The 26,022-nt window shown below is 58.4% G+C and carries 21 protein-coding genes and 1 pseudogene; 13 read left to right on the forward strand and 9 right to left on the reverse strand.

Annotated features, from left to right (window positions below; all coding sequences use genetic code 11):
* Nucleotides 1-124: 124 nt before the first annotated feature.
* Complete coding sequence (gene traA, locus BUA38_RS17710; protein WP_072819658.1) at nt 125-3,121, reverse strand: Ti-type conjugative transfer relaxase TraA; 2,997 nt, start codon at nt 3,119-3,121, stop codon at nt 125-127.
* A gap of 171 nt (nt 3,122-3,292) precedes the next feature.
* Here traA and BUA38_RS17715 point away from each other — a divergent pair, with 171 nt between their 5' ends.
* Both BUA38_RS17715 and BUA38_RS17720 read left to right on the forward strand, forming a co-directional pair.
* On the forward strand, nt 3,293-3,619 hold the full coding sequence (locus tag BUA38_RS17715) for a conjugal transfer protein TraD (protein ID WP_072819668.1): 327 nt from the start codon (nt 3,293-3,295) through the stop codon (nt 3,617-3,619).
* Between the two features lies 1 nt (nt 3,620).
* On the forward strand, nt 3,621-3,890 hold the full coding sequence (locus tag BUA38_RS17720; protein ID WP_072819670.1) for a conjugal transfer protein TraD: 270 nt from the start codon (nt 3,621-3,623) through the stop codon (nt 3,888-3,890).
* 314 nt (nt 3,891-4,204) lie between these two features.
* On the opposite strand, the gene BUA38_RS38795 is transcribed toward BUA38_RS17720, so the two are convergent.
* Both BUA38_RS38795 and BUA38_RS17730 read right to left on the reverse strand, forming a co-directional pair.
* Entirely contained in the window at nt 4,205-4,429 is a 225-nt protein-coding gene (locus BUA38_RS38795) for a DUF1330 domain-containing protein (protein ID WP_083587629.1), read from the reverse strand.
* 83 nt (nt 4,430-4,512) lie between these two features.
* On the reverse strand, nt 4,513-4,872 hold the full coding sequence (locus tag BUA38_RS17730) for a hypothetical protein (protein WP_156898560.1): 360 nt from the start codon (nt 4,870-4,872) through the stop codon (nt 4,513-4,515).
* 678 nt (nt 4,873-5,550) lie between these two features.
* Between BUA38_RS17730 and BUA38_RS36755 the strand changes: the two genes are divergently transcribed.
* Complete coding sequence (locus BUA38_RS36755) at nt 5,551-5,775, forward strand: hypothetical protein (RefSeq protein ID WP_156898561.1); 225 nt, start codon at nt 5,551-5,553, stop codon at nt 5,773-5,775.
* 936 nt (nt 5,776-6,711) lie between these two features.
* Nucleotides 6,712-12,582, forward strand: coding sequence for an ATP-binding sensor histidine kinase (locus BUA38_RS17740; RefSeq protein WP_083588017.1), 5,871 nt, complete (start codon nt 6,712-6,714; stop codon nt 12,580-12,582).
* Nucleotides 12,583-12,703: 121 nt separating this feature from the next.
* Here the strand turns inward: BUA38_RS17740 and BUA38_RS17745 are convergent, their stop codons facing one another.
* Nucleotides 12,704-13,603, reverse strand: a complete 900-nt coding sequence (locus BUA38_RS17745) for a LysR family transcriptional regulator (protein WP_072819678.1) — start codon at nt 13,601-13,603, stop codon at nt 12,704-12,706.
* A gap of 183 nt (nt 13,604-13,786) precedes the next feature.
* Here BUA38_RS17745 and BUA38_RS17750 point away from each other — a divergent pair, with 183 nt between their 5' ends.
* Entirely contained in the window at nt 13,787-15,016 is a 1,230-nt protein-coding gene (locus BUA38_RS17750; RefSeq protein WP_072819680.1) for a cupin domain-containing protein, read from the forward strand.
* Nucleotides 15,017-15,127: 111 nt separating this feature from the next.
* On the opposite strand, the gene BUA38_RS17755 is transcribed toward BUA38_RS17750, so the two are convergent.
* Nucleotides 15,128-15,559, reverse strand: a complete 432-nt coding sequence (locus BUA38_RS17755; RefSeq protein WP_072819682.1) for a hypothetical protein — start codon at nt 15,557-15,559, stop codon at nt 15,128-15,130.
* 46 nt (nt 15,560-15,605) lie between these two features.
* On the reverse strand, nt 15,606-15,848 hold the full coding sequence (locus BUA38_RS36225; protein WP_083587630.1) for a LysR family transcriptional regulator: 243 nt from the start codon (nt 15,846-15,848) through the stop codon (nt 15,606-15,608).
* A gap of 119 nt (nt 15,849-15,967) precedes the next feature.
* Between BUA38_RS36225 and BUA38_RS17765 the strand changes: the two genes are divergently transcribed.
* The 3 genes and pseudogenes from BUA38_RS17765 to BUA38_RS17780 all read left to right on the forward strand — a co-directional run.
* Nucleotides 15,968-17,002 (forward strand): 2-dehydropantoate 2-reductase, encoded by a 1,035-nt coding sequence (locus BUA38_RS17765; RefSeq protein ID WP_072819684.1) that lies wholly within the window; start codon nt 15,968-15,970, stop codon nt 17,000-17,002.
* A 310-nt stretch (nt 17,003-17,312) separates the two neighbouring features.
* Nucleotides 17,313-18,530, forward strand: coding sequence for an MFS transporter (locus BUA38_RS17775; RefSeq protein WP_338076254.1), 1,218 nt, complete (start codon nt 17,313-17,315; stop codon nt 18,528-18,530).
* Nucleotides 18,531-18,565: 35 nt separating this feature from the next.
* Nucleotides 18,566-18,685, forward strand: a pseudogene (locus tag BUA38_RS17780) (DUF1275 family protein); the annotation flags it as partial.
* Between the two features lie 42 nt (nt 18,686-18,727).
* On the opposite strand, the gene BUA38_RS36760 reads toward BUA38_RS17780, so the two are convergent.
* Nucleotides 18,728-19,093, reverse strand: a complete 366-nt coding sequence (locus BUA38_RS36760) for a hypothetical protein (protein WP_156898562.1) — start codon at nt 19,091-19,093, stop codon at nt 18,728-18,730.
* 22 nt (nt 19,094-19,115) lie between these two features.
* On the opposite strand from BUA38_RS36760, the gene BUA38_RS17785 reads away from it, so the two are divergent.
* The 5 genes from BUA38_RS17785 (at nt 19,116) to BUA38_RS17805 (ending at nt 23,709) form a co-directional block, all read left to right on the forward strand.
* On the forward strand, nt 19,116-20,024 hold the full coding sequence (locus BUA38_RS17785; protein ID WP_072819690.1) for a helix-turn-helix transcriptional regulator: 909 nt from the start codon (nt 19,116-19,118) through the stop codon (nt 20,022-20,024).
* A gap of 365 nt (nt 20,025-20,389) precedes the next feature.
* The gene (locus BUA38_RS17790; protein WP_197685862.1) at nt 20,390-21,412 is read left to right on the forward strand and encodes an amidohydrolase family protein; all 1,023 of its coding nucleotides are present in this window, start codon (nt 20,390-20,392) and stop codon (nt 21,410-21,412) included.
* Between the two features lie 59 nt (nt 21,413-21,471).
* Entirely contained in the window at nt 21,472-21,747 is a 276-nt protein-coding gene (locus BUA38_RS17795; RefSeq protein ID WP_172806043.1) for a NifU family protein, read from the forward strand.
* A gap of 85 nt (nt 21,748-21,832) precedes the next feature.
* Complete coding sequence (locus BUA38_RS17800; RefSeq protein WP_083587632.1) at nt 21,833-23,176, forward strand: MFS transporter; 1,344 nt, start codon at nt 21,833-21,835, stop codon at nt 23,174-23,176.
* Nucleotides 23,177-23,268: 92 nt separating this feature from the next.
* Nucleotides 23,269-23,709: a GlcG/HbpS family heme-binding protein gene (locus tag BUA38_RS17805; protein WP_072819702.1), complete on the forward strand. Its 441-nt coding sequence runs from the start codon at nt 23,269-23,271 to the stop codon at nt 23,707-23,709.
* Between the two features lie 38 nt (nt 23,710-23,747).
* Here the strand turns inward: BUA38_RS17805 and BUA38_RS17810 are convergent, their stop codons facing one another.
* Nucleotides 23,748-24,557: a GntR family transcriptional regulator gene (locus BUA38_RS17810; protein WP_072819703.1), complete on the reverse strand. Its 810-nt coding sequence runs from the start codon at nt 24,555-24,557 to the stop codon at nt 23,748-23,750.
* A 62-nt stretch (nt 24,558-24,619) separates the two neighbouring features.
* Nucleotides 24,620-25,885, reverse strand: coding sequence for an oxalate/formate MFS antiporter (gene oxlT, locus BUA38_RS17815; protein WP_072819706.1), 1,266 nt, complete (start codon nt 25,883-25,885; stop codon nt 24,620-24,622).
* Between the last annotated feature and the right edge of the window lie 137 nt (nt 25,886-26,022).

Genomic DNA, 26,022 nt, shown 5'->3' on the forward strand with positions numbered 1-26,022 from the left:
GCGCTGCCTCCTGCTCGCTGTTTCTGACAGCATCTGAGATTAGACAGGAACAGGGCGTTGCGGGGCGCAAGAGCATTTTGCTCACAGGCGTACTTTGGCGTTTAAACGGCGGAAATAGGATAGATCAAATTCCGAGGCCCCGGCCTCTGCCAAGATCGATGCCGTGGGTGAAGGCGAGTTCGAGACCAAGCCGGCGCCCCGATTCGAATGCGATGCCGAGCTCCCGCTTGCGGTTCTCGAGGAGAGATTCCAGTTGCGGATCGCGTTCGAGGCTTCTCGCCATGGCGCCCATCGCCGAGCGCGTTGACCTGTAGCCGGACATGTCGCCCGCCTGATACTGGCGCTGGCTGGTGTGGCCGAGCTCCTGCCAGCGCTCCACGAAGCGGTCGGCGCGGCGGCCTGGATTGACGCGCATTTCGGTTTCGAGCTGTTGCGCGCGGATGGCTCTGTTGACCCGGCCACTAGCCGCCTCGTAGGCGAGGTCTGGATCCTTCTTGTAGGCGGCTTCAGCGTCGACCGAGCCATAAGGCCGCACCTCCTCGAAGACTTTGCGGGCCTTTTGCAGTTCTTTCACCTGCTCGGGACTTGCCTCGCCGCCCAGTTCCTGCACCGCGAAGATCGTAGCCACGGCGCTGGCATGGCGCACGAGCGCCCTGGTACGCAACCGGCGCAATTCCTTTTCCGGGTCTACCTCCACTTTCCTTTCCGGCGCCTCGCTTTCGCGCCGCAGACCTGGCGCACCGCTCCTTTCCCGTTCCGGCCTCATTCCGCCATGCACGCCGGGCATACTTTCAGGGGAGCGAAGGCCGTCGAACATGTCGCGTACCTTCTCGGGCACGACCTTGCGCACGATCTCGGCCACGCGCTCGCCGAAGGTGATTCCACGCCCCTCGGCATAGCTCTGCACGGGATCGGCACGCTTGTAGTCCAAGGCCATGTCCTTGGCCCGGTCGCGCGACAGGGTGCGGTTGAGCCGGTCGTAACCCGCAAAATCGTCGCGGCCATAATGCAGGTCCACGCCATCTCGGTGCCGTGACAAGGCGACATAGCTCGCATGGGCATCCATGCCTGGGGTTACCAGCACATGGGTGCGGTCCACCGTCATGCCCTGGGCCTTGTGGATAGTCGCCGCATAGCCATGGTCGATTTTGTTGTAGTCCTTCAGGTCAAACCGCACGGATCGGCCATCGTCGGTCTGCACGGTCATGGATTGCGCGCTCGCCTGTTCGACGGTGCCAAGCGTGCCGTTCTTCACGCCGAGGCCGCGCTCGTTCTGCAAGAACATGAGGCGATCCCCGCTGGCGAAGTTTCGCTCGCCGCGCTCGACCGTCACACGCACCTCATCACCCAGGTCGCCGCCGTTCCGCATCCGCTCCCGCGCCGCCTCGTTGAGCGCCCGGACCTCGTCGTTGGTGTGAGTGAGGACGATCCGGCTCCTATCTGGTGACGCCTTCCGGTCGCGGTCCCAGCGCTCGATCAGATCGCCGCGCGCCTGCTCGCGGGTCTGGGCCTCATGCACCATGCCGCGGGAGCGATAGGCTTGCAGCGCGTGGCCAGTTCTGCCCGTCGCCAGATAACGCGTGGCATCCCGTTGCCAGTCCTGGCGCTGACGGCGCACTTCGCCGATTTCCGCGCCGCCGTGACGCTCATGGATCGAGCGGAACGCCGCGCCGGCCTCGATGGCTTGCAGTTGTTGCGGATCGCCGACCAGCACGACTTTCGCGCCAGCCTCGGCGGCATGGGACAGCACGCGCTCCAACTGGCGCGTGCCGACCATGCCCGCCTCGTCGATCACCAGGACATCGCGCGAGGTGAGCAGATCCCGCCCTTGTTCCCAGCCATGCTCCAGGCTGGCGATGGTGCGTGACGATATGCCCGATCCGCGTTCGAGATTTTCTGCCGCGATACCGGACAACGCGACGCCCCGGGCGTCGTAGCCCGCCGCCTCCCAGGCCTCCCGCGCCACCCCCAGCATCGCGCTTTTTCCCGTTCCGGCATGGCCGATCACGACGCCCAAATCGCGGCCATCCGTGACATGCGCCAGCGCGTCAGCCTGCTCGCCGGACAGGACAAGCCCGCGTTCTTCGGCACGCGCAAGAGCTGCTTCGCGATCCCTGTCACGCACCTCATGGCGATCCCGTTCGGCCATCAGTTCGGCGGCGCGATGCAGCCGCTGTTCTGCTTCGATCATGGCGCGGGTCGTGAACCGTTCCTCGCCGCTGGTATCCTTGCCGAGTTCGACCAGATCGGGCGCCTTGCGCGTCGCGCCCATGACCTGGTTGAACTGCTCGATCCCGTCGCTGTGCCGATGCGCGACCTTCGCCATGTCGCGCCGCGTGAAGGTCGATTGCTGCTGCGTGATCGCGTCAAGCCCAAGGGAGGGATCGGCGATGATCCGCGCGCCATTGTTGCGCGCGATCTCGCGATGCATCTCGGCGCGGTCGGCTTCGAGTCCGTCGCCGTCGATGCCCCGGACCTCGATACGTTTGGCGGGTGCGCCAATCTGGCTTTGCGGCTCGAGCGCAATACCCTGTGCCTCAAGGCTGCGATGGTCGATCCGTGCGTCGATGTCGAGTTCGGCCAGGCGCTCATTGGCGAGCTCAGCCCAACGTTCGCGCCAGCGCTCCACCCTCTCGGCGCGGTTCCAGTTACGGACCTTTTGGCCAAAACCGTTCTCGTCAACCGCACGCATGGTCAGCATGACATGCGCATGGGGTTTGGGCATGCCGTCCTCAGCCATGTCCCAATGCACGTTGAGATCGGCGATCATGCCCCGATCGACGAATTCGCCCCGAACGAAATCGCGGGCCAGTTCGATGCCTTGCGCCTCACTCATCTCGCGGGGAAGCGCGAATTCGACCTCGCGGGCCAGCTGGGCATCTTTACGGACTTCGAACGCCTCGACATCGTTCCAGAGCCGCTCGCGGTCGCTCCATGCCGCTGGCGCATTCTCCGGCAGCATCACCTCGGAATGGACGACGCCGCGCTTGGCCGAGAAGTCGTGGCTGCGATCCAGCCGCTCGTCGCGCAGCCGCGAGGCCGAACGGTAGGCGGCCGATGCCACCGCGCTTGCGCCGGATTTGCGGCCAATGACCTTGACGTGAAGATGATAGATCGCCATCGCGACCGGATCATCTACATGGCGAAGCGCACGTCGGCACGACGTATAAGCGCGCCCTCCCTCGAAAAAATCTCGGGAGGGACCAGCCCGTCTCGGCCGGTCCCGGTGACCCTACAGCATTGGGCGTGACGCTGGACTATCAATTCTCCATCAACACTGACGGAGACGACCATGCGCAAGCCGCGCGATTTTGATGCCGAACTGAAGGCGCTTGGGGACAAGGCGCGCGACCTCAAGAGCCGCAAGGTGCAGCAGCTTGGCGAACTTGTCATGGCTACGGGGGCAGATGCGCTTAGCGCCGATGAATTGGCAGGTGCGCTGATCGTGCTGGCCGAAACAAAAGAGGCCGGAAAGAGGGAGGCATGGGCCAGGCGCGGCGCTGCATTTTTTCAAAGTCGGACGCGGCGAACTGCACCGACAACTGACCGCCATCCGGATGGCCCTCCTGCGCAACCAAGCGGCGCGCAACCGGCGTCAATCCGCAAAGGCGCGACATGACATGCGGACGTGGCAGGTTGAGCGTCGCAAGCGTACGCGGCATCTGATCGAACTCGGCGGCCTCGTCGTGAAAGCTGGGGTTGTGGATTTGACCGGCGACGACCGTGCCATAATCTACGGTGCGCTGCTCTGGATGGCAGACAAACTGAAAAGCAATCAAGCGGAACAGGCGCGAGCGCTCTGGGCGGCAAAAGGGAAGGGGGCATTCGCTGTGGAACGGGCGACAAATGCGCCCACCATCGCGCAGGAAACGCCCCAAGATCGGGCATGATCCATGGCGGGCGGGGCGGAGCTTCCAAATATTGCAGCGTTGCCGCGACATCGCGCGGCTTGGCGCCCGTAAATCGGCGCGGGGTCCCGACGCCGACAGGCGCGTTAAGTTATTGATCTATTTTGCGGTGGAGGGGTCACACTCGGGCGCTTCTTCACATCGGCCATTCTCAAGCTGGCAAGCTTCTGAAATCAGGTCGGCTTTCAGAGTATTGGCGACGCAATTTCGTATATTTCAAGCTAACGCCCGCCGCTTTTGACCCGACCCAGACATTAGCGGCGTATGCAGCAGCGTTGCCGCAACCGTGATGACGGTCACTTGGGGATACCCTCAACCCCGAAGATGCGGATGTTGGCATACTTCTCGCCGGGGGCCTGAGAGTCTTTGAAACCGGCCGATTCAGTGAATGCGACCAAGTTGTCGATGCTGTCGAATTGAACGACGATGACCTGCCCCGCCGGGGGGGTGCCCGGCGACTGTTCTCGGCTGCCCCCCGCGCACAATGTATCTGCCGCCAGAGTCAGCAATGGCCTTTGCACGCGCGGGCAAAAATTCTTTCATATATCCGGCCGCTAACCGAACTCCTGCGCCAGCTCGAGGAGCATTCGGGATGGCTGGCCATCTATCGCCGCTGCGCCATCGATTGCGTTCCCTTTTTGGGCGCGGATCTCAAATCCTCGGCAATTTGCAGGCAGCTGAGGAGATCGAAATAGTCCAGGGTACCCAACGAGCGAGCATCAGCCTGACATCGATTCCGTATTGAGGCCGATGTTGATGCCGAGAGGGGACCAAGCTGCTGTCTTGCAGCTTCCTCATCACGCACGCAATCCTCGTCGCTCTGGTCAGGGGGTATCTGCAAGTCTTTCGCGTCAGCCGTTCTGGCATTACATACCGTCTTCACGTTTATCTCCGGCTCCGCAGCAAACGCGGGCGGCATGACCACGAGCAGTAGCACTCCCAACGACATAGAGAAACGTAACATTTCGAACTCCTCATGCAATGAGGCGCGAGTGAGAGAACATATGGAAGGGATGCACCTTCGGACCGACTGAGGGCGTTCGTCAGCGGCCGCTTTACTTCCGCTTGTGGCGCCTAGTAACAGGGGTGGACGACTAGTTTTTCTTCGGTCAGAAACTGTAGCGTGCCGTACCCATCCATATCGAGGGCGTATCTAAAATTGCCATCGTCCGTCGAGAAGACGGCAACTACGACGCCACTTCCATGGTCGTCGGTCGCTCTATCGACCTTATCGCCAATCGCGAACTTTGACATCGATAACTCTAACCCCTTCAGCGATATAATCGCAGGTTGCGTGCTTGGCCGGTTAGCGATTGTGTGCCGGAGGCCTTGGCTCCGCATCGAGAGCTAGGGGTGAGTTCGGCGAACCGACATTGAACAGAGGTTTTAGCCGAGCTAAATTTAGGTTTGATTTGCAGGCTAGCGCGTGTGGTCGCAGTTTCAGGGCAACTCATCCGGGGAAGCAACCGTACTGCCTGATGCTGCGATACGAGAGAATGAAGCGACTACCACCAAGGCATCGAGTGCGAGCGACCTCCGTACAATTATCAAGAGCATTCTCCGTGTCTATTTCGTCGGCACAAGACGCACAAGGCGAGGCAACGAATGCCCCGACACCGTCGTTAGCCAACGGAGAAGTAGGATGCAAAAGTTTGTTCTGGGTGCATTATTGATTGCTGTATCGACCATTCAAATGGCCAGCGCGGCCGAATACCACGCGCGGAAAGCTCGCCGCCACTGGGATTTCCGCAGTTCGTATAATCAGTTGAACGAGCCGCATCGGAACATCGAGAGCTTTGGTCTCGGTACAACGGGCGGCGGCGCTTCATTCCTCCATCCCAGCGACATCACTCCCTCTGGAAGCTAATTTCTCGATGAATCGCAAAGGCGGTTGAGATAGAACGACTGACGTCTGATCTCGTCAAGGATAGTTCTTGATCCATGAACACAGGGCGGTCGAAAGACTGTCCTTTGTTGTAACGGGGCACTGCCGGCAGCTGCGGCATTGTCTTATCAGCCGTTTCCGATGCCGCCGCGTTGCTCAAGCGCCTTAAATGAACCAGTAAGGTCCCCAACCGAGCGGAGTGTCATTGCGTGCCTCTGTGGGCGTACCTGCCCGAGATGACAGTAGTCTGACTTCGGAAGTGCCAGTTCGGTCCGCAGCCGCCTGCGTCGTCAGAGGATCACTTATGTCATGTGCCGCAGCCACACTGCGATGGGGATAGCCGTCGGTCTCGGCTTTGCGTTCCTGGCAACTCACGTCAGCGGGTTCGGCGTCGCGACCTTGATTAGTTACTAACAGTCTCGACATGGGTGTCGATCACATGAATGGTGAATCGCCGGGGCTTGTCCGTCCCAGTGAAACTAGGAATGTTGAGGCACTTCGCTAATCGTACGCAGGTAGCGTCCGATGTTCGCCTTTGCCAATGTCATCATGACAGTCGAACTCTTGATTGAGGGCTGCCTTTGCCATCAAGCCGTATCGCTCCGGTCGACAACACATTGTTCGTTCCGCGAATGTGTTCAACCGAGGTGAGTCCGCAGTCCGCCGTCACCCATTAAATTTTGGTTTGGGCTAACCATACGTTGGTATGTGCTGCCGAGAAATCGCAAGGGGGGATGTGCTGATTGGCCTGACGTTCCTGCGAACGGCTGCGAATTTCAAAAATGCAGCGGAACCGAAATGGCTTACTGAAGCTCCACGACGGCTGCCCCGGCTTGACGGCGCGACGTAAACCTATCCTAATCAAGGTACTCAGTGTCCGCATTGAGGTACTCAGTGTCCGCCCAGCAGGAGGCCCTCGTGAATGACCTCTTGGGCTATGTATTCTCGCCGTTGAGAAAGGGAGACATCGCTCTCTACCGAGGCTCCGGCGACGGCCTGGCGCCGGTGCTGCTTGTTGCAGCCGAAGAAACCTCGCTCGATTGCGTCGAGCGACTTCAACACGAATATGCGCTCAAATCCGAACTTGAAGCCGGCTGGGCCGCGCGACCGGTCACGCTGACACACGACAACGGCCGCATGACGCTGGTGCTTGAAGATCCCGGCGGGACGCCACTCGATCAGCTGCTTGGCCGACCATTGGAAATATCGCATTTTCTACGTATCGCGATCTCCCTGGCGGGGGCGCTGCGCCATGTACACGAGCGTGGCCTCATCCATAAGGATATCAAGCCTGCGAATATCCTGGTGGATGCGACAAGCGGCGGCGTATGGCTGACCGGGTTCGGCATAGCCTCGCGTCTGCCGCGCGAGCATCAGGCCCCAGCGCCGCCGGACATAATCGCCGGGACGCTCCCATACATGGCGCCAGAACAAACTGGCAGGATGAACCGCTCGGTGGACTCCCGCAGCGATCTCTATTCTCTGGGTGTCACCTTCTACGAAATGTTGACGGGGCAGCTTCCCTTCACCGCTACCGATCCGATGGAGTGGGTGCACTGGCATATCGCGAGGCAACCGGTGCCGCCCAACGAGCGGGTCGCGCGCATCCCGGACGCGCTCTCCGCTATTGTGATGAAGCTCCTCGCTAAGACCGTCGAGGACCGCTACCAAACTGCTGCGGGTATCGAGGTCGATTTACGGCGAAGTCAGGCGGAATTGGAGACGCATGGCCGCATCGGCGCGTTCCCGCTGGGCAGCCACGACCAGTCGGACCGCCTGTTGATCCCGGAGAAACTGTATGGGCGGGAGCGCGAGATCGCTGTCCTTCTCTCCGCCTTCGACCGGGTCGTGGCCCACGGCAAGCCAGAACTCGTGCTCGTATCTGGTTATTCAGGCGTGGGCAAATCTTCCGTGGTGAACGAGCTACACAAGGCGCTCGTTCCGCCGCGCGGCATGTTCGCTTCCGGCAAATTCGACCAGTACAAGCGCGACATCCCGTACACGACCCTAGCACAAGCTTTCGGGACCCTCGTCCGTCAGATCCTCGCCAAGAGCGAAGCGGAGGTGAAGGCGTGGCGGGACTCCCTAACCGAGGCGCTGCGCCCGAACGGCCAGCTTATCGTCAACCTCATACCTGAAGTCGAGTTCGTCATCGGGAAACAGCCACCTGTTCCGGATCTTCTACCGCAGGACGCACAGAACCGCTTCCAAATGGTATTCCGACGGTTCGTCGGCGTGTTCGCGCGGCAGGATCACCCCCTCGCATTGTTCCTCGACGATTTGCAATGGCAGGATGCAGCAACGCTCGAACTGCTGGAACACCTCGTCACCGATCCAGATGTGCGGCACCTCCTGCTGGTTGGTGCCTATCGCGACAACGAGGTCAATCCGTCTCATCCGCTCATGCGAACGCTCGATGCCGCCCGCAAGGCGGGAGCGCGGATCCAGGAAGTCGTGCTGGCGCCTCTCAAGGTCGACGATGTCGGTCGGCTATTGGTCGATTCCCTGCACTGTAACCGGGATTCCGCCCATCCTCTGGCGCAGCTGGTGCACGAGAGGACCGGCGGCAATCCGTTCTTCGCGATCCAATTCCTCACTGGGCTGGCCGAGGAAGGGCTGCTTGCATTCGACGCGAACTCGGCGGCCTGGATTTCGGACTTGGAGCGCATCCGCGCCAAACGCTACACCGACAACGTAGTGGAGTTCATGGTCGCGAAGCTGAAACGGTTGCCAGACACGACGCAGCAGGCACTCCAGGAACTCGCTTGTCTAGGGAACGTGGCCGAGTTCGCGACCCTGACCTTGGTTCGAGGCGTATCGGAAGATGGGGTCCACACAGCGCTCTGGGAGGCTGCCCGCGTGGGCCTGATTCTCCGCCTAGACAGTTCCTATGCGTTCCTCCACGACCGCGTTCAGGAAGCGGCCTACGCTCTCATCCCCGAAAAAGAGCGCGCGGTGACACATCTTCGAATTGGCCGAGTGCTTGCGTCACGAGCATCATCAGAAGGGCTAGAGGAGAAAATATTCGAGATTGTAAATCAGATGGACCGTGGTGCCGCACTGATCCATTCGCGGGAGGAGCGGGACCGGCTCGCCGAACTCAATCTTATTGCAGGCAAGCGCGCAAAGACGTCGACGGCCTATGCTTCGGCGCTGAATTATCTCACAGCTGGCCGCGCGATGCTGATAGAGGACAGTTGGCAGCAACAATACGAGCTAATTTTTTCGATTGAATACCACTTGGCAGAGTGCGAGCTGCTGACCGCCGATCTGGCGGCGGCGGAAGAACGGCTCATGATGCTTTCGCATCGCGCGGGAAACCTTATCGACATCGCCGCCGTGGCGTGCTTGCGGTTGACGCTGTACACGACCCTGGACCGGAGCGACCGCGGCGTGGCGGTCTGCCTCGAATACCTCCAAAGGAGCGGTGTTCACTGGTCGCCGCATCCAACAACGGACGAAGTCCAGCGAGAATATGATCGGATATGGCAACAGCTCGGGAGCCTCTCCATAGAGAACCTCGTCGACTTGCCGTTGATGCGCAATCCGGAGGTACACGCGACGCTCGATGTTCTGACCGAGGTTGTGACGCCGGCATTATTTACCGACAAAAACCTGCTCTCGCTCGTGATTTGTCGGATGGTGAATCTCAGCCTCGAGCACGGTAACAGCGATGGATCGTGCTTCGCCTATGTCTGGCTTGGTATGATTCTCGGACCGCACTTTGGCGATTACCGAGCTGGATTTCGCTTCGGTCGGCTTGGCTACGAACTGGTGGAGAGGCGTGGTCTGCATCGCTACCAAGCTCGTGCCTACATGTCCTTTGGGAATCTTGTTATGCCCTGGACTCAGCACGTCCAAGCCGGCCGGGATTTGGTGCGTCGCGCCTTCGATGCCGCAAACAGGATCGGCGACCTCACCTTTGCTGCTTACAGCTGCAATAACCTGAACACGAATCTTATCGCAGCCGGTGATCCGCTCGGTGATGTGCAACGCGACGCTGAAAATGGGCTCGACTTTGCGCGGAAGGCACGGTTTGGTCTCGTTATCGATATTATCACCGCGCAGCTCGGGTTGACCCGGACGCTGCGCGGCCTGACGCCAGAATTTGGCTCCTTCAATGATAACGGGTTCAACGAGAGCCAGTTCGAAGATCATTTGCAGAGTGATTCACGTTTGGCGCTTCCTGAATGCTGGTATTGGGTTCGTAAGCTGCAAGCACGCGTTTACGCAAACGATTATGCTTCCGCTATCGAAGCAGCATCGAAGGCGCAGCAACTTCTCTGGACGTCGCCCTCATTCTTTGAGGTGGCCGAATTTCATTTTTACGACGCGCTCGCGCGAGCAGCACAGTGCGATGCCGCATCGGCCAGCGAACGGGCTCGCCATCTGGAAGCGCTGGTCGCCCATCACAAACAGCTCGATGTGTGGGCGGAGAACTGCCCCGAGAATTTCGAGAATCGCGCGACGCTGGTCGCCGCCGAGATCGCTCGTCTCGAAGGCCGAGAGTTTGATGCCGAGCGCCTCTACGAACGGGCCATACGCTCGGCCCGCGCCAACGGCTTTATTCACAATGAGGCGCTCGCTAACGAAGTCGCTTCTCGCTTCTACGCTGCGCATGGCTTCGAGAAGATTGCGCGTGCGTATTTGCAGGATGCCCGGTACGGATATCTGCGTTGGGGAGCCGATGGAAAGGTGCGGCAACTCGAACGGCTTCATCCGTATCTCCGCGAGGCACCAGTCCCTGCATCTGCCACCGCTACCATTGGCACATCCGTGGAGCGACTGGATGTCGGCGCGGTACTCAAGGCCGCCCAGGCAGTATCCGGCGAGATCGTCCTCGACAAGCTCATCGAGAGGCTCATGAGGATCGTAGTGGAACATGCCGGCGCAGAGCGTGGCCTGCTCATCCTGTTTCAGGGCGACGAGCCACGGATCGCGGCGGAAGCGACGACCGGTCGGGGGCAGGTTGAGGTCACGCTTCACCAGACGCCCGATTCACCTCCCGAGCTTCCCGAATCCGTACTTCACTACGTGATCCGGACCCGTGAAAACGTGATCCTTGATGATGCTATGGCGCAGAATCCGTTTTCAGCGGACGAGTACTTCTTCAACAAACACGCTCACTCAGTCCTTTGTATACCCCTTGTGAAGCAAGCCAAACTGATTGCGGCGCTCTACCTCGAGAATAATCTGGCATCGCATGTGTTCACGCCCGCCCGGATTTCGGTGCTTGAATTACTGGCGTCGCAAGCGGCGATCTCGCTGGAGAACGCGCGCCTGTACAGCGATCTCGGGGAACGGGAGGCCAGGATTCGTCGCCTGGTCGACTCGAACATCATCGGAATCATGATCGGGGATTCACACGGCCGGATCATCGAAGCCAATGAGGCCTTTCTCGACTTGTTGGGCTACGGCCGCGAAGACCTTGTCTCGGGTCGGATACGGTGGACGAAACTGACGCCTGCCGAGTGGGCCGCGGCGGACGAGGCTGCCATAGCTGAACTGAACGCCACTAGGACCTGCAAGCCATACGAGAAGGAATATTTCCGCAAGGATGGCAGCCGCGTCCCAGTTCTGGTCGGAGGAGCCTTTTTCGAGGGCAAACGAGACGAGGGGGTTGTCTTCGTTATCGACATGACGGAGCGCAAACGCGCTGAAGAAGCGCTCCGCGAGAGCAAGGAGCGCTTTCGTGATTATGCCGAAACCGCCTCGGACTGGCTCTGGGAAACCGGACCGGATCACCGAACCATCAGCATATCGGAGAACGTTGGTGCGGTTGGCGTCCTGCCCTCACGTCTGCCCGGGGCGCTTCGATGGGAAATTGCAAACGATGTAGAATCCGAACCAGAAAAATGGCGGCGGCATCGGGAGATACTCGACACACGTCAATCATTTCGCGATTTCGTGTATAGCATCTTGAATGAGCTCGGATCTCCAGTTTATGTCCGAGTGAGCGGCAAGCCGTTTTTCGATGCTAAGGGAAGCTTCTTAGGCTATCGCGGTACCGGCGCTGACGTCACCGCAACGATCCGCGCAGATCATGCCGAAGAGGCGCTGCGCAAAGCGCAGGCAGAACTCGCACGCGCAATGCGCGTGACGACGCTGGGCGAGCTGACAGCCTCGATTGCCCATGAGGTGAACCAGCCACTGGCAGGTATCGTTGCCAACGCCCATGCCTCCTTGCGCTGGCTTGATCGCGAAACTCCTGACCTGGAACGTGCGCGCCGCTCGGTGGAATGGATCATAAACGACAGCGATCGGGCGAGCGAAGTGATCCGTCGAGTTCGCGCACTGGTGAACAAATCCGACCTTGAAATGGTGCGACTCGATGTCAATGACGTCATTAGAGAAGTCATTGCGCTGATGCAGCGCGAGTTAATCAACCATGAAGTGTCATTGCTAACGGAGTTGGCACCAGCTCTCCCTGCGATCCTGGGAGATCGGGTCCAACTGCAACAGGTCTTCATCAATCTGGTGATGAACGGCATTGAAGCCATGCAATCCGTTACGGATCGGCAACGCGAACTGGTGATCCGATCGCGCCAAGACGAGAAGCAACAAGTGCTCGCAAGTGTGACGGATTGCGGCGTTGGCATCTCCGCCGAGGATGCGGATCGGCTGTTCAACCCCTTCTTCACGACCAAATCCAGCGGCATGGGCATGGGACTTTCGATCTGCCGTTCGATCATGGAAGCGCACGGCGGCCGACTGTGGGTTACGGCAAATGTTCCCCACGGTGCCATGTTTCAGTTCATGCTGCCGGTGAACGCAGACGTTGCGTGGTGAGGTTGTGCCCGTTAGCCGCCTCGCGCTCACGTCCGCGCGACCGCGATTTCAGCTTGATCTCTCTTCAGACATCAAGCGTAGGCTCCTCGTGCAGGCGCGTGGTTGCGACGGTCTGATAATATCAGAGAGGCGGTTGCGGACGCATCCAGTGCTGCTGCAAAAAATCTACGAAGGTGCGTACCTTCGGCAGAAGCAGGCGGTTGCGCAGGGTAAGGATGCTCAATGGCGTGGGCGACCGCTGATAGGCCTTGAGCACTATCCTGAGCCGTCCGTCGGCGAGATAATGCGCAACCTGCCATGACGGCACTCGGACGAGCCCGGCCCCGGCTAAAGCCGCACTGACCAACGCATCGAAGTCATTGGCACAAAGCCGGGTTGGAATGCGCAGAGATCTTCGTACTGTGCCGTCCTGGAAACTCCATTCCGCCACACCTGGCACATCGCCGAAGGCCAGACAGTCGTGCTCGACCAGGTCGTCCGGCCTCGCCGGCTCGCCGCGGCGGCGCAGATAGTCCGGCGCAGCGCAGACAACAAGCTGGATGTCGTCGAGCTTGCGGACAATCAGGCCTGAGTCTTCTAGCGGTCCAAGGCGAAGCACGACATCAATACCTTCCTCGGCAAGACGCACCGGCCGATCCACCAGCATCAGATCGATAGAAACCTGGGTCTGTTCCGCTAGAAAGTCGGGCAGCATTGGCGCCAAGCGCAACCGCCCGAGCAGCGACGGAGAGCTTACATGCAATCGGCCGGATGCGACTCCCCTCTGCGCCGTCAGGCCGCGTTCCGCCTCGGCAACCTCCTCTAAAATCTGCTTCGCCCGTTCGTAATAAAGCAGACCGGACTCCGTCAGCGAAAGATGGCGCGTGGTCCTTTCGACAAGCGTGGTGCCGAGAAACTCTTCGAGCGCCATGAGCTGGCGGCTGACAGAAGTCAGGGATTGGCCCAATTGACGGCCTGCGGCCGACAGATTCCCCGCATCCGCAATCCTGACGAACACCCGCATCGCGGCAAACTTGTCCATAACGGATTATCGCGAAAAACGGAAAGATGTCTCGCCAAATCTTTAGGTACTCACCAAAACCGGGAGACTCCACATGCGGACAACGCGGGCTCGGCGTCCTGTGCGCAAACGAGCCTACCAACAACCCGGCCTTCCCGTTTCGATTACATGAACTGAGGAAGGCCCTAACGACGAGGTAACATCATGAACCCAATTTCACGTCGCAACATTCTTGCCGTCGGTGCCGCAGGCGGGCTTCTGGCCGCAAGCTCCGCGGCCATGGGGCAGACGAGCCCGCAGCTCCCGCAACCCAGTCGCGCTGCAGGTGTTGGCGGAAACGTCCCGGGCCCACGCGATATCACGCGCGACCGGGAAAATCCCGACATGCTCAATCCGCCGTCGACGGATCAGGGCACGCTGCCGAACTTGCGTTTTTCTTTTGCGGATGCACATACAAAACAGTCCGACGGCGGCTGGACGCGGCAGGTCACTCAGCGCGAGCTCGGCATCTCCACTACACTGGCGGGCGTCGAGATGCGGCTGGACGCCGGCAGTATCCGCGAACTGCATTGGCACAAGCAGGCCGAATGGGCCTACATGCTTTACGGCACCGCCCGCATCACCGCGATTGACCAGGATGGCAATAATTTCGTCGACGACGTGGGCGTCGGCGACCTGTGGTATTTCCCGGGCGGCGTGCCGCATTCGATCCAGGGATTAGGTCCCGACGGCTGCGAATTCCTGCTGGTCTTCGACGATGGATCCTTTGACGAAGATGACACGTTCCTCATCACTGATTGGTTCAAGCGCATCCCCCAAGAGGTGCTAGGCAAGAACTTCGGCGTCTCCGGTGATAACTTTGCGCATCTGCCCGATCCGAGCCAGCGCTACATCTTCAAATCCGAGGTGCCCGGACCGCTCGGTCCTGACAGGCTCAGGGGCGCCAAGCCCGTGCCGCTAACCTTCAAGCATCAGCTCATGGCGCAGGATCCGATCCGCACCAAGGGCGGAACCGTGCGCATCGCCGATTCGAGCGTATTCAAAGCGTCCAAAAATATCGCGGTGGCCTTGGTTGAGATCGAGCCAGGCGGGATGCGCGAACTGCATTGGCATCCCAATGTGGATGAATGGCAATATTACATTGAAGGGCAGGCGCGCATGGGCGTGTTCGCTGCTCAAGGGGCAGCCCGGACATTCGACTACCGGGCCGGCGATGTCGGCTATGTGCCGTTCGCGATGGGCCACTACATCGAGAACACCGGTAACACGCCGGTGCGTTTCCTCGAGATGTTCAGGAGCAGCTATTACGCAGACCTATCCCTCGACCAGTGGATGGCGCTGACGCCGCCGCAACTGCTCCGGGCGCACTTCCCGTTGGACCAGACCGTGATGGATAGCTTGCACAAGAAGAAATATCCGGTCGTGCCTGCCTGAGTATCCCCGTGATGCGGCGCGCCGCCTGGTCGCAATTGCGACGGTGGCACGCCGCGTCCGATCGACGCCGGATACTTGCTCCAATGGCCGACGCGGGTGTCAGCGTCACCGTCAGAAGCGGAACCTCAATCCGACCGTTGGAGCGACATTGTTGCGCTGGAGAAAGCCGTAGGGCAGTCCGCCATTCACTTGCGTGAACATGATCCCGGAATAGACATCCCACTTTGGTGCAAACCGCCAATCGACAGCGGCAGAGATCGCGTCGAACGTTCCGGCGCATTGCGGGTGCTCGGTGCCGACGCAGGGGGCGAGCCCCCCTCGGGGGTGCCGAAGAAAGAATTCTGAATATAGGCGCCGATCACATCCAGATTTTCTAGTAACAGCGTACTTGGCCCCGACCCACATGGTCTGAAATTTCTTGTCTTCCAGCGGTCCAATGCGAAGGGCGACATAGATACCTTCCTCGGCGAGTCGTACCGGTGGATCCACCAGCATCAGATCGACGGAGACCCGAGTCTGCTCCGCCAGAAAGCCGGGCAGCATTGGCGCCAGTCGCAACCGACCGAGCAGCGATGGAGCTCTGACATTTTTACCGGCCGGACGCGACTCCCGTCTGCATTGTCAGGCCGCGCTCCGCCTCGGCGACCTCCTTAAAAAACTGCTTCGCCCGTTCGTAGTAGAGTAGACCCGACTCAATCAGCGAGAGATGGCGCGTCGTCCTCTCGACAAGCGTCGTGCCGAGGACCTCTTCGAGTGCCATGAGCTGGCGGCTGACGGAGGTCAGGGAAAGACCCAGCTGACGGCCTGCGGCTGACAGATTCCCGCCGTGAATTTGTCCATGCGCGGATTATCGCGAAAAACGGAAAGATGTCTCGCCAAATCTCCGGATAGTCACCACTGCCGGGAGACTCCATGTTCTCATCGTTGGATGACAGAACAGAGGAGCAAGCCATGAAGATCTGCGTATTCGGGGCTGGTGCAATCGGCGGTTACATGGCGGGCGAACTCGCATTGGCAGGCCATGATGTATCTGCCATTGCCCGCGGTCCGCATCTAGCGGCCGTTCAAAGCCACGGACTCAAGTTAATCGTGGATGGACAGACGCGCACGGTAGACTTACCGGCGAGCGACGACCCGGCGGCGTTTGGCCCGCAGGATGTCGTAATCTGTGCGCTGAAGGCGCAACAGGCCCACGCCAACGCCGGCGCGTTTGCTCCGCTGCTCGGTCCGAAAACCGCCGTTCTCACAGCGATGAATGGCATTCCCTGGTGGTATTTCTACAAGGAGGGTGGCCGGCACGACGGCCATCATTTGCAAAGCGTCGACCCCGGCGCCGCGCAATGGAATGCGATTGGACCCGAGCGCGCCATCGGCTGCGTCGTCGACCCCGCCTGCGAAGTCGTGGCGCCCGGGGTGATCGAACATCGCCTGTTCAAGCGCTTCACCATCGGCGAGCCCGACGGTTCTACATCGGACCGCATCTTGGCTCTGCGCGATGCGTTGGTTTCGGCCGGCTTCGATGCGCCGATCCGTGACACAATCCGCTGGAGCATCTGGCTCAAGCTGTGGGGCAACGTCTGTTTCAACCCGATCAGCGCTTTGACCCTCGCGACTCTCGATCGCGTCACCTCCGAGCCCGGCTTGCGCGCCCTGTGCAAATCCATCATGGCCGAAGCGGAGGCGATAACTGCATCGCTAGGTCTTACCATTCCAAAACAAATGATGGAGAGGCGGCTGAACGCAGCCGGCTCTGTGATCGGTCACAAAATTTCGATGCTGCAAGACCTCGAACGAGGCCGATCCATGGAGATCGATGCACTCGTCACCGCGGTCCAGGAAATGGGCCGTCTCGTCAAGATCGCAACACCAACGATCGATGCGGTGCTCGCCCTTGTGCAGGAGCGCGGTCGGCAAGCTGGACTCTACAGTAACGACATCAGCCAGGTTGATGGGAACGACGCATGCTCGGATTACAGACTCGATTGAGCGCCGAAAAGGGCAGGCCTCGTGCCGCAGCAATCCCTTACGCATTAGAAAAAGGGGGGAAGACAGTGGCCAAGGACAATGCGTCTTGCGGCTGGTCGAGGCGGACGGCCGGCACTCCTCTACTTTCCTCGTCGATCAACTTTAGCATCACGCTGGTGATGGCAATTGCGTGCGGGTTGGCGGCTGCCAGCGTTTGCTACGACCAATCTGGGCTCGGCATCATGGGAGCTGCCTTGTCCGTTCTCGCCGCCCAACTCGTCAAAATCCCTCCCGTCAAGCCGACCGCGCGTTAGAAAAATAGGAGAAGACCATGGCTATGGACAGTGCACCTCACGACCGCTCGTGGCCGATAGGAGACGACCCTCTGTCGTCATCGATCAGCTATGGCTTGACGCTGGTGATGGCGATTGCATGCGGCGTGGCGGCCGCAAACATTTACTATAACCAACCCATGCTCGGCATCATGGAAGCCGCTTTCCCGGGCCAGGTCGTCGTGACCGAGCTCGTGCCAACGGCGACCCAGCTCGGTTTCGCCACCGGCCTTTTGTTGCTGGTGCCGTTGGGAGACCGATTCGAACGACGGCGTCTTATCCTGATTCAGTTCGCGGCACTCGCGCTGTCGCTGGCTGCAGCCGCTCTCGCCCCTGACGCCTGGTCACTCGTGGTTGCATCGGTATTCGTCGGCGTGGCATCAAGCGTGGCACAGCAAATCGTGCCGTTCGCGGCAGAGTTGGCCCCACCCGGCCGCCGGGGTGCGACTATCGGAACCGTGATGAGCGGCCTCCTCTGCGGTATCCTGTTTGGGCGCGCCCTTGCCGGCGCGATTGGCGACCACTATGGCTGGCGCGCCACGTTCTGGCTCGGCTTGCTCCTGGCGGTTGCGGTGGGCTTGTTGTTGGCGGCGATTTTACCAAGAAGTCACCCTAAAACCCACGAAGGCTACGGAGCCCTCCTCAAATCTCTGGTTATCGTCTGGCGGGAAGAGCCGGAATTGCGACGGGCAACGATCATCCAGGGCTGCCTGTTCGGCTCGTTCAGCGTCCTCTGGACTATCCTGGCGCTACAACTCGACGTCCGATACCGCCTCAGCGCCGAAATCGCCGGCCTGTTCGGCATCGTCGGCGCCGTTGGCGTACTCTTTGCGCCTGTCGCCGGGAAGATCGCCGATCGAAAAGGTCCCCATGCCGTCATCGGACTTGGCAGCGCCATCATGCTCGCGTCCTGGGTGTCTTTTGAAGTGTGGGGCACGATCGCCGGCCTGATCGTCGGCGTCATTCTGCTGGACTTCGGCGAGCAAGGTGCGCTGGTCTCGAACCAGCACGTCATTTATGCGCTTCGCCCGGAAGCGCGTAACCGGTTGAACACGATCTTCATGGGCGGAATGTTTGTGGGCGGCGCGGTCGGCTCAGCGGGCGCGAGCCTCGCTTGGCAATTGGCCGGTTGGGCCGCTGTCTGCACTTTTGGGGCAGCCCTGGTCGCTATCGCCCTTTCCCTGCATGCTTGCGGTCGCGTAGCCGAGAAACGCTGAACAACATGCTACAAAAACGCCCGATCGATCGGCCGATGAATAGCTTCGGCATGACACGGCTATTAAGCCTGAATGCAGGGTTCGTGGACACGGTGGGCTTCCTTGGCCTGGAAGGATCGTTCACAGCGCACATCACGGGCAATTTCGTAACCCTAGCCCAGGATTTTGAGTTCAAATGACCGCCCAATCGGACTAGATCACCACAGTGTCGTTTCGATCACGTCACCGATTTCTCGAAGATAGGCTTTGACCTTCGCGGCAATTCGGCCGCGAAGGACTCTCGCAAATCCCAAAATGCGCGAAAGGCTTCTCCACTGCGGGCGTCCGAAATGCTTTTCGCTGTCCATCAATCCCATGTCCGACCGCTCGAGGCGCTCTCGGCTTTTCGATGCGTTGCTGGTTCGCGGCAATCGTTTCAAACTCAAATCTTGGGTTCTTTCAAAAAATGGGAAACATTTTTGCAAAATGGCCACCGCAACCCCTCCAAAGTTGAAGGCGATTGCGGGACGATTGCGGTAAAGACTTGCAAGGGATAAGATTTTCCGAGGAAGTACGCCCTTCATCGGAACAGTCTAGCGAGGGGACATGGATAGTCAGACGTCCACCTTACAGCGCGGACCGGAATATTTTGCCAAGTTGGCGGAACGGTTTGGGCATGCTCCCAAGATCGTCATCTCCTCGAACGACTTTCATCTCCATCATTACGAAGTTGTACCTGGGGGATGGCGCCACGAGCCGCTCGACTATTGCCGGATCGCAGTACAGCAAGTTGGCTCTCCTCGAATGGTTCGAGCCATCGACGGACGGTCGGAGCGGCAGCTCCGGCCGGCCGGACACATTTCAGTCAGCCCCTCAGCGACGTCGCAAAGCTGGTCGTGGGATCAGAAGATGCAGATGAGCCTGCTCTTTGTCGCGAACCATATCTTGGAAGAACTTTCGGTTGAAGCCGGCATTCCCTTAGACATCGGTATGCGAACTCCGTTAGCTGAAGACGACAAGCTAATAAGATCCTCAGTCGCACATTTGATCGAGGAGCACTCCCGCGGTTTTGGTGTCCCGCAACTTCTCATCGGAGCCGCGGGACGTCATATAGCGGCTCATCTTCTTTTTGCTTACTCGCCAGAAAGGGACGTCGACCTCACCGGCCGAATGGCGGACTGGCAGCTGAAGCGTGCAATCGAATTCATACATTCCCATGCGTGCGAAGATATAGGATTGGCCGAACTTGCAGGTTCAACGGGTTTGCCGCCGCATTATTTCTGCCGGATATTCAGGAAGACTGTCGGCATTCCACCTTACCGCTACCTTTTGAATTGCAGAATGGAGGCGGCCAAGCGGCTTTTGGTCACCAGCGATTTGGCAGTTACTGCGATCGCCCTGGAAGTTGGCTTTTCGAGCCACGCCCATTTCAGCACCGCGTTTAAGCGGCTCGTTGGTCAAACGCCAGCCGCATATCGGAAGGCAGTAAGCCCGAATGTCGTATTACCAAGTTAGACGGTCCAATTCACCGGCTAAGTAGTATTCAGACCTGTTGGCGCAACCTGGCTAGGGCGGTCACGGTAGGCCAGCCTATACTCATCAGTTGATGATCCAGCGCACGCAAAATTCACGCGCTCGCGAATGTCGGAAACGCCGATCTGATTGTGACCGTCGAATTCCTGGACAACGCGAACCTGCCTTTGGCTTCGGAATGTGAAGCAGCGCCGACCTGCGGAAAATAACGCGTCGCGCTCGTCTCCGTCCCCACCCGATCAAAACTGCAAAATCCCGAAACCGCATCCCAATCCGGGCAAGCGCAAGACCCATCGGATGATAACTCTCCGCAACAAAGATATTCAACCATTCCGGAGAACCGAACAATGCTGCTGAATGATGTTTTCGTATTCGACAACGCCGTACACATGTACGACCTCTCGGACGAAAATCTGGTCCGGAGTGATAGCGCTCTTGATCGCGCTTACCATCTGCATCTGGGAGATGTCCGCAGAACCGCCGGCCAGGAATCCACATACGGAAACGGGAACATGTTTTCCAGTTTTGCCAGACGGTGGAACACAGCCGATCTTGGCCGACTGTTGTTCAAGGATTCAGTTACGGATATGGCGATGGCGCAAGCCGTTCCGCTTTATGATGTCTACAAAAGGGGCTTTGCACCGGTCGAAGCACAATATGAATTCGCAAAAGCCTTTCCCGATCGCGTGATGTTTTGTGGCGGAGTTGATCCGCTCTATCCCAGTCTCGATGCGGCGCTCGCTGAAATGGATCGCCAAGTTAACGAATTGGGAGCGCGCTCATTCAAATTCTACAATGCACATATCGGCCAGGCATGGCGCGCCGATGATCAAAAAATTGCTTATCCGATGTACGAGCGGGCAAGAAAGCTCGGCATCAAGGTCATACAATTCCACAAGGGATTCCCGATCAGTCGAGCAAATCTGGAAGACCTTAGTCCGTTGGATATTCAACGAGCCGCAACTGACTTTCCCGATCTAACATTTGCAATCCACCATCTTGCGCTGCCGTACTTTGAAGAGACTGTCTACATCGCCGCGCGATTTCCGAACGTCATTCTTGTGCTCTCGGGTACGATGCATCTGCCGATGATCGCCCCGTGGCAATTCCAAGAGTATATGGGACGATTGCTGCGGGATGTCGGCGCGGATCGCATCCTGTGGGGGTCGGAGGCGCCGCTTTTTGGAAATCCCCAGCCGATAATCGAGTGGTTCTGGAATATGCGGATCGATCCGCAACTACAGGACCGTTATGGATACCCGGAGATCACCGAAGACGACAAGCGCAAGATTCTCGGCGAAAATCAGGCGCGCTTGTTTGACGTCGATATTGACCAGGCAAAGGCCAGTGCTATCGCGAGAGCCGCATGAATACTCTCGGCTCTGCTAGCGTAGATGTCCGGCATCGTACACGGCTAATCGTGATGGACGTGCTGGAATCTGAGATTCGGCCGCTACTCAAGATTCACGGCGGCGGCGTCGACCTTCTCGAGCTTTCGGACGACGGCGTACTCCGCCTGGAATTCCAAGGGGCGTGCCGCGGGTGTGCCTTGCAAAGCGTGACCTACGCGATCGGAATCCGGCAACGATTGCTTGAAGTCGACGGAATAACTGACGTCGAGATGAAGGGCGTACGGCTTTCAAAGGCCGCGTTAGGCCGGACTGCCGCACTCTACAAAGGCTATTCGTTTCGGATCGCGCGCTAGCTTCGCCCGAAATCCGCTGCCCCTACGACGGCGGTCCGAAGAGCCGCCCGATTTTTGAAAACTCCTGAACGCCAACGGATATATCATGGTAGTCGAAACGGAACGTGACCGCCGCGGCGCCCAGAGTTATTTTGCAATAGACGGCATCGGTCCAGCACAAAAGCATTCGTTGCTCAGCAGTTTCATCGGCTGGATGTTTGACGGGTACGAAACCAGTACGCTCTTTCTAGTCGGTGGCGCAGCGATGATGTCGCTGTTGCCGTCGACGGACGCCGCTTCAGTTCAGCGGGGAGTCGGCATAGCTATTAGCGGTACCTTGCTCGGCTGGGCAGTGGGCGGCGCGGTGGGTAGCATTTTTGCCGACTATGTCGGTCGAAAACGAATGCTCGTTATCTCGATCGCAGGCTACTCGATTCTGACGGCGTTTACTGCGCTCAGCCCGAATTTCTATTGCCTGGTGGCCCTTCGGTTCCTGACCGGTCTGTTTCTGGGTTGTGAATGGAGTACCGGAACTGCATTGATCGCGGAAACGTGGCCGGCGCGGGCGCGCGCGAAAGCGTTGGGCATCATGCAGTCAGGCTATGGTTTTGGCTTTCTTCTGGCCTCAGGGCTTTGGTTGCTACTGCAACCCTTGCTTAGTAGCGAGGGGTGGCGATCGATGTTTGCTCTTGGCGTCATTCCCGCCTTCTTCCTGATATACATCAGGCGTGAATTGCCTGAATCGCAGCTCTGGTTGGACAGCCAATCGTTTCGTCGGAAAAGCGAGGCGGTTGAAACAAAGCTGATGACGAAAGTTGCGCCCGAGCAAAAGTTTACTTTGACGCAGGTGTTTGCGGATTCGACCTCACGGAGTCGTCTCTTAAAGACGTTAGTCCTCGCATGCATCACGGTCGCTGTGTTCTACGGGACCAATGCGCTAATACCGGTCTACATTTCATCCATTGCGTCACAAGCGGGCTTGAACGCCAAATACTGGGCGAGTATGTCGGCTGTAATTTTTAATATCGGAGCGATCATCAGCTACATTGCGGCCGGCTTTATTTGCGACAAGGTGGGGCGCAAGCCGTACATGTATTTTATTTTCGCCGGCGGGCTCGTCGCCGGCCCCGTCATGTTTTCGATCCCTCCTGAACTAACGACAGCGCTGGTAGCGACCGCGGTTCTCGGGTTCTTCACACTCGGAGCTTTTTCCTGGATGCCGATATACCTGCCGGAGCTATTTGCAACTCGGGTACGAGCCACCGCACTCGGATTCGTATTTAATATGGCACGGTTTATCGCCTTTGCTACCCCGATCTATTCCGCTTGGCTCTTCACTACGTTTGGCGGTCCGGCACGCGCTGTTGTCAGCCTCAGTCTTCTGTTCGCGGTATCGTTGATCATCGTGTTCGTTCTTCCCGAAACTAAAGGAAGGCCGCTCCCCGAATGACACGTGGGAGCTGACCGGATTGAAATACCTGAAAACGTCTTCGGATGAGCGACGTTGACGGTGAATATCTTTAATCGAACGGTGGAGTTGCGATGCTTATAGATCTCTCAAAATCATCAATGGCCTTGGATGTTGCTCTCAGCAAAGCCCGTGAGCTCAATTTGGAACCCCTCGCGGTCGTGGTTCTGGACAGCGGCGGCAACATGGTTGCAATGAAGCGGGAGGATGGTGCCGGCATATTGCGATCGGAAATAGCGTTCAGCAAGGCTTGGGGTGCGCTTGGCATGGGATTCGGCTCCCGAAATTTGATGGAGAGAGTGAGGAGAATGCCAGCATTCTTTGTGGCACTCGCGTCCGTTAGTAACGGCCGCGTGGTGCCGGTCCCGGGCGGTGTCTTAATTCGCGATGATGACGGCAAGGTTATTGGTGCGGTAGGGGTGTCGGGCGCCACATCCGATCAAGATGAACTGTGCGCCGTTGCTGGCATTAAAGCAGCCGGTCTGAATGCAGATCCCGGCAATGACGTATTCTGACAATTGCGTCGGCTGCTTGATGACTTGGAGCCGAAAAATCATTCGGCGGTTTCAGTTGAGACCAAGCTCAGAACTTGCGTATCGCTTGCGCGTGGCAAATTGATTTCGAATCTCATGCGATCGGGTGGGTAGATTAGTCTTGTAAACTCAAGGACGGAGCCCTGAGCAGAATAGGTAATTCGATTCATGCCGAGGCAAATATCGCCGACGCGCATATGCAGGTTGGCAGCGGACGGTTCGTCGAGTGTGACCGTCTTGATAATGTGTTTCGCTTCCTTGATGACTAGTCCCAGTGAATTTTCCAATATGGTGTATGTCGTCTGCTTGTCGATATTTTTGGCGAGCAGGTAGGCGACACCGCTCATTGACAGAGGCAAGTGCAACGTAGCTTGAGCGATAGGTATGTCCCCATTGCAAAAGAGCCGAACCAGCTTGACGACTTCTTCATCCGTCGTCTCCAAAGCGGAGGCCACCTCCTCATCAGGCGCGACGTGCTCTAGGCTTACCACCTTTATTGAGGGCTCGATGCCTTGCTGCCGTAACGCTTCGACGATTGTTTGCGCCCCGCTCGAAAGTTGCTGTCTGACATGCGTGCCACTGACGAACGTACCTCGCCCTTGATGCTTGTAGATAAAGCCTGTGTCCTCAAGCTCGGCGAGTGCTTGACGAACGGTAACACGGCTGACGCCAAAATCCTTGGTGAGACTTGTCTCGCTGGGTAATTGTTTCTCTGGCGGATAGACACCTGAGATAATCTGATAACGCAGTTTCTCCACGATCTGCGCATACAGAGGTGTCCTAGATCTCCGAGCTCGTCGCATTTGATGACCGTCAATCATGGCGAACATCAACTCCTTTCGCTGCAATTCTGATAGCGAGAAACGAGCCACCGCGCGGTTGTTCTTGGCATCTAGGCTGTCCTCACTTCGCCTACGGCCGTTGAACTGGCGTTCAATCGCCGCCGCATTGGCTTTAGGACAAGCAACGCCAGGCCTGCAGCTAGGGTGTTGAAAAATGCAGCCATGATGAAAATCGGTGTCCATGTGCCCGTCGCGATGGTCAATACGCTTCCAAGCGGCACCAGGATGGCGGCGACGCCTTTCGCCGTATAGAGCAGCCCGAAATTGGTGGTGGCGAACTTACTGCCGAAAATATCCGTGCATGTTGAAGGGAATAGCGTGAAAATTTCTCCCCAGGCAAAAAACACCATCGCAGAGAAAACGACAAAGAGCGTCGGATGATTGCCGAAGGCAATGAGTAGGCAAATTGCCGCCGCTTCGAGAAGAAACGCCATAAACATCGTATTCTCTCGCCCGAGCTTATCAGATACCCAACCAAAGAATGGCCGCGTGATTCCGTTCAGTGTTCGATCGAGTGTCATAGCGAACGTCAGTGCGGGCAGCGTCAGACCGAGAAAGGACACTGGAGTTTCTGCGATCTTGAAATCCAGTGCCATCAGGGCGAGCTGCGCGGTCGACATCAACCCACCCGCAACGACCAGCGCAAACATAACGTAGAGGAGCCAAAAAATGGGTTCGCGCAGGACTTGGGACGGGTGATGGTCGACGCTGATTGCGGGCTTCGTCGCCGAAGGCAGCGGGGTTTCCCCTAACCGGGGGAAGCGGAGCAACGGCGCGATCAAGATGATGATAAGTCCCTGGACGATGCCAAAATAGAGGAAGGTCAGTTGGTAACCGCTAAGGTCAATCATCGTCGCAATGGGAATGACAGTTATAGCCGAGCCGATGCCGAACCCTGCTGACGTCAGGCCTGAGGCCAATCCGCGACGATCAGGAAACCACTTCAGCGCATTTCCGATCGCCGCGCTATAGACGATACCGGCGCCTGTACCGCCAACCGCCGCACCCGCATAGAGCAAGAAAAGCGTTCCGGCCTGGGAATTGATCACCCAAGCCAATCCGACCAACGCGCCGCCGCAAGCGACCATCAACCTCGGCCCGATACGATCGATGAGATAGCCCTCGAGCGGAACGAGCCATGTTTCTGCGAGGATGAAAATCGTGAACGCCAGCTGTATGGCCGGTCTGCCCCAATGATATTTTTCATCGATGGGTGCCACGAAAAGCGTCCAGCCATATTGCAGATTTGCGATCGTGATCATGCAGCAGACGCCCAAGACGAGTTGAAGCCAGCGCTTAGAATCCTTGGTTCTCATTATAACCTCCCCGTCTTCTGATTCATCAGGTTCATCTCAGACCACTCGAAGTGTCTGAGATTTATATATTTTTATCATCATTTGACATGGGTACTAATAACTAATACAAGTAATACAAGCAAACCTATTTCACCACT

This window comes from Bradyrhizobium erythrophlei, assembly GCF_900142985.1.
Classification (GTDB): domain Bacteria; phylum Pseudomonadota; class Alphaproteobacteria; order Rhizobiales; family Xanthobacteraceae; genus Bradyrhizobium; species Bradyrhizobium erythrophlei_B.

Coding starts and splice junctions, on each gene's coding strand:
- traA (WP_072819658.1), bottom strand. CDS start 3,121: ATGGCGATCTATCATCTTCACGTCAAGGTCATTGGCCGCAAATCCGGC.
- BUA38_RS17715 (WP_072819668.1), top strand. CDS start 3,293: ATGCGCAAGCCGCGCGATTTTGATGCCGAACTGAAGGCGCTTGGGGAC.
- BUA38_RS17720 (WP_072819670.1), top strand. CDS start 3,621: ATGCGGACGTGGCAGGTTGAGCGTCGCAAGCGTACGCGGCATCTGATC.
- BUA38_RS17730 (WP_156898560.1), bottom strand. CDS start 4,872: ATGTTACGTTTCTCTATGTCGTTGGGAGTGCTACTGCTCGTGGTCATG.
- BUA38_RS36755 (WP_156898561.1), top strand. CDS start 5,551: ATGCAAAAGTTTGTTCTGGGTGCATTATTGATTGCTGTATCGACCATT.
- BUA38_RS17745 (WP_072819678.1), bottom strand. CDS start 13,603: ATGGACAAGTTTGCCGCGATGCGGGTGTTCGTCAGGATTGCGGATGCG.
- BUA38_RS17750 (WP_072819680.1), top strand. CDS start 13,787: ATGAACCCAATTTCACGTCGCAACATTCTTGCCGTCGGTGCCGCAGGC.
- BUA38_RS17755 (WP_072819682.1), bottom strand. CDS start 15,559: ATGCTGCCCGGCTTTCTGGCGGAGCAGACTCGGGTCTCCGTCGATCTG.
- BUA38_RS17765 (WP_072819684.1), top strand. CDS start 15,968: ATGAAGATCTGCGTATTCGGGGCTGGTGCAATCGGCGGTTACATGGCG.
- BUA38_RS17775 (WP_338076254.1), top strand. CDS start 17,313: ATGGCTATGGACAGTGCACCTCACGACCGCTCGTGGCCGATAGGAGAC.
- BUA38_RS36760 (WP_156898562.1), bottom strand. CDS start 19,093: ATGAAGGGCGTACTTCCTCGGAAAATCTTATCCCTTGCAAGTCTTTAC.
- BUA38_RS17785 (WP_072819690.1), top strand. CDS start 19,116: ATGGATAGTCAGACGTCCACCTTACAGCGCGGACCGGAATATTTTGCC.
- BUA38_RS17790 (WP_197685862.1), top strand. CDS start 20,390: ATGCTGCTGAATGATGTTTTCGTATTCGACAACGCCGTACACATGTAC.
- BUA38_RS17800 (WP_083587632.1), top strand. CDS start 21,833: ATGGTAGTCGAAACGGAACGTGACCGCCGCGGCGCCCAGAGTTATTTT.
- BUA38_RS17805 (WP_072819702.1), top strand. CDS start 23,269: ATGCTTATAGATCTCTCAAAATCATCAATGGCCTTGGATGTTGCTCTC.
- BUA38_RS17810 (WP_072819703.1), bottom strand. CDS start 24,557: ATGTTCGCCATGATTGACGGTCATCAAATGCGACGAGCTCGGAGATCT.
- oxlT (WP_072819706.1), bottom strand. CDS start 25,885: ATGAGAACCAAGGATTCTAAGCGCTGGCTTCAACTCGTCTTGGGCGTC.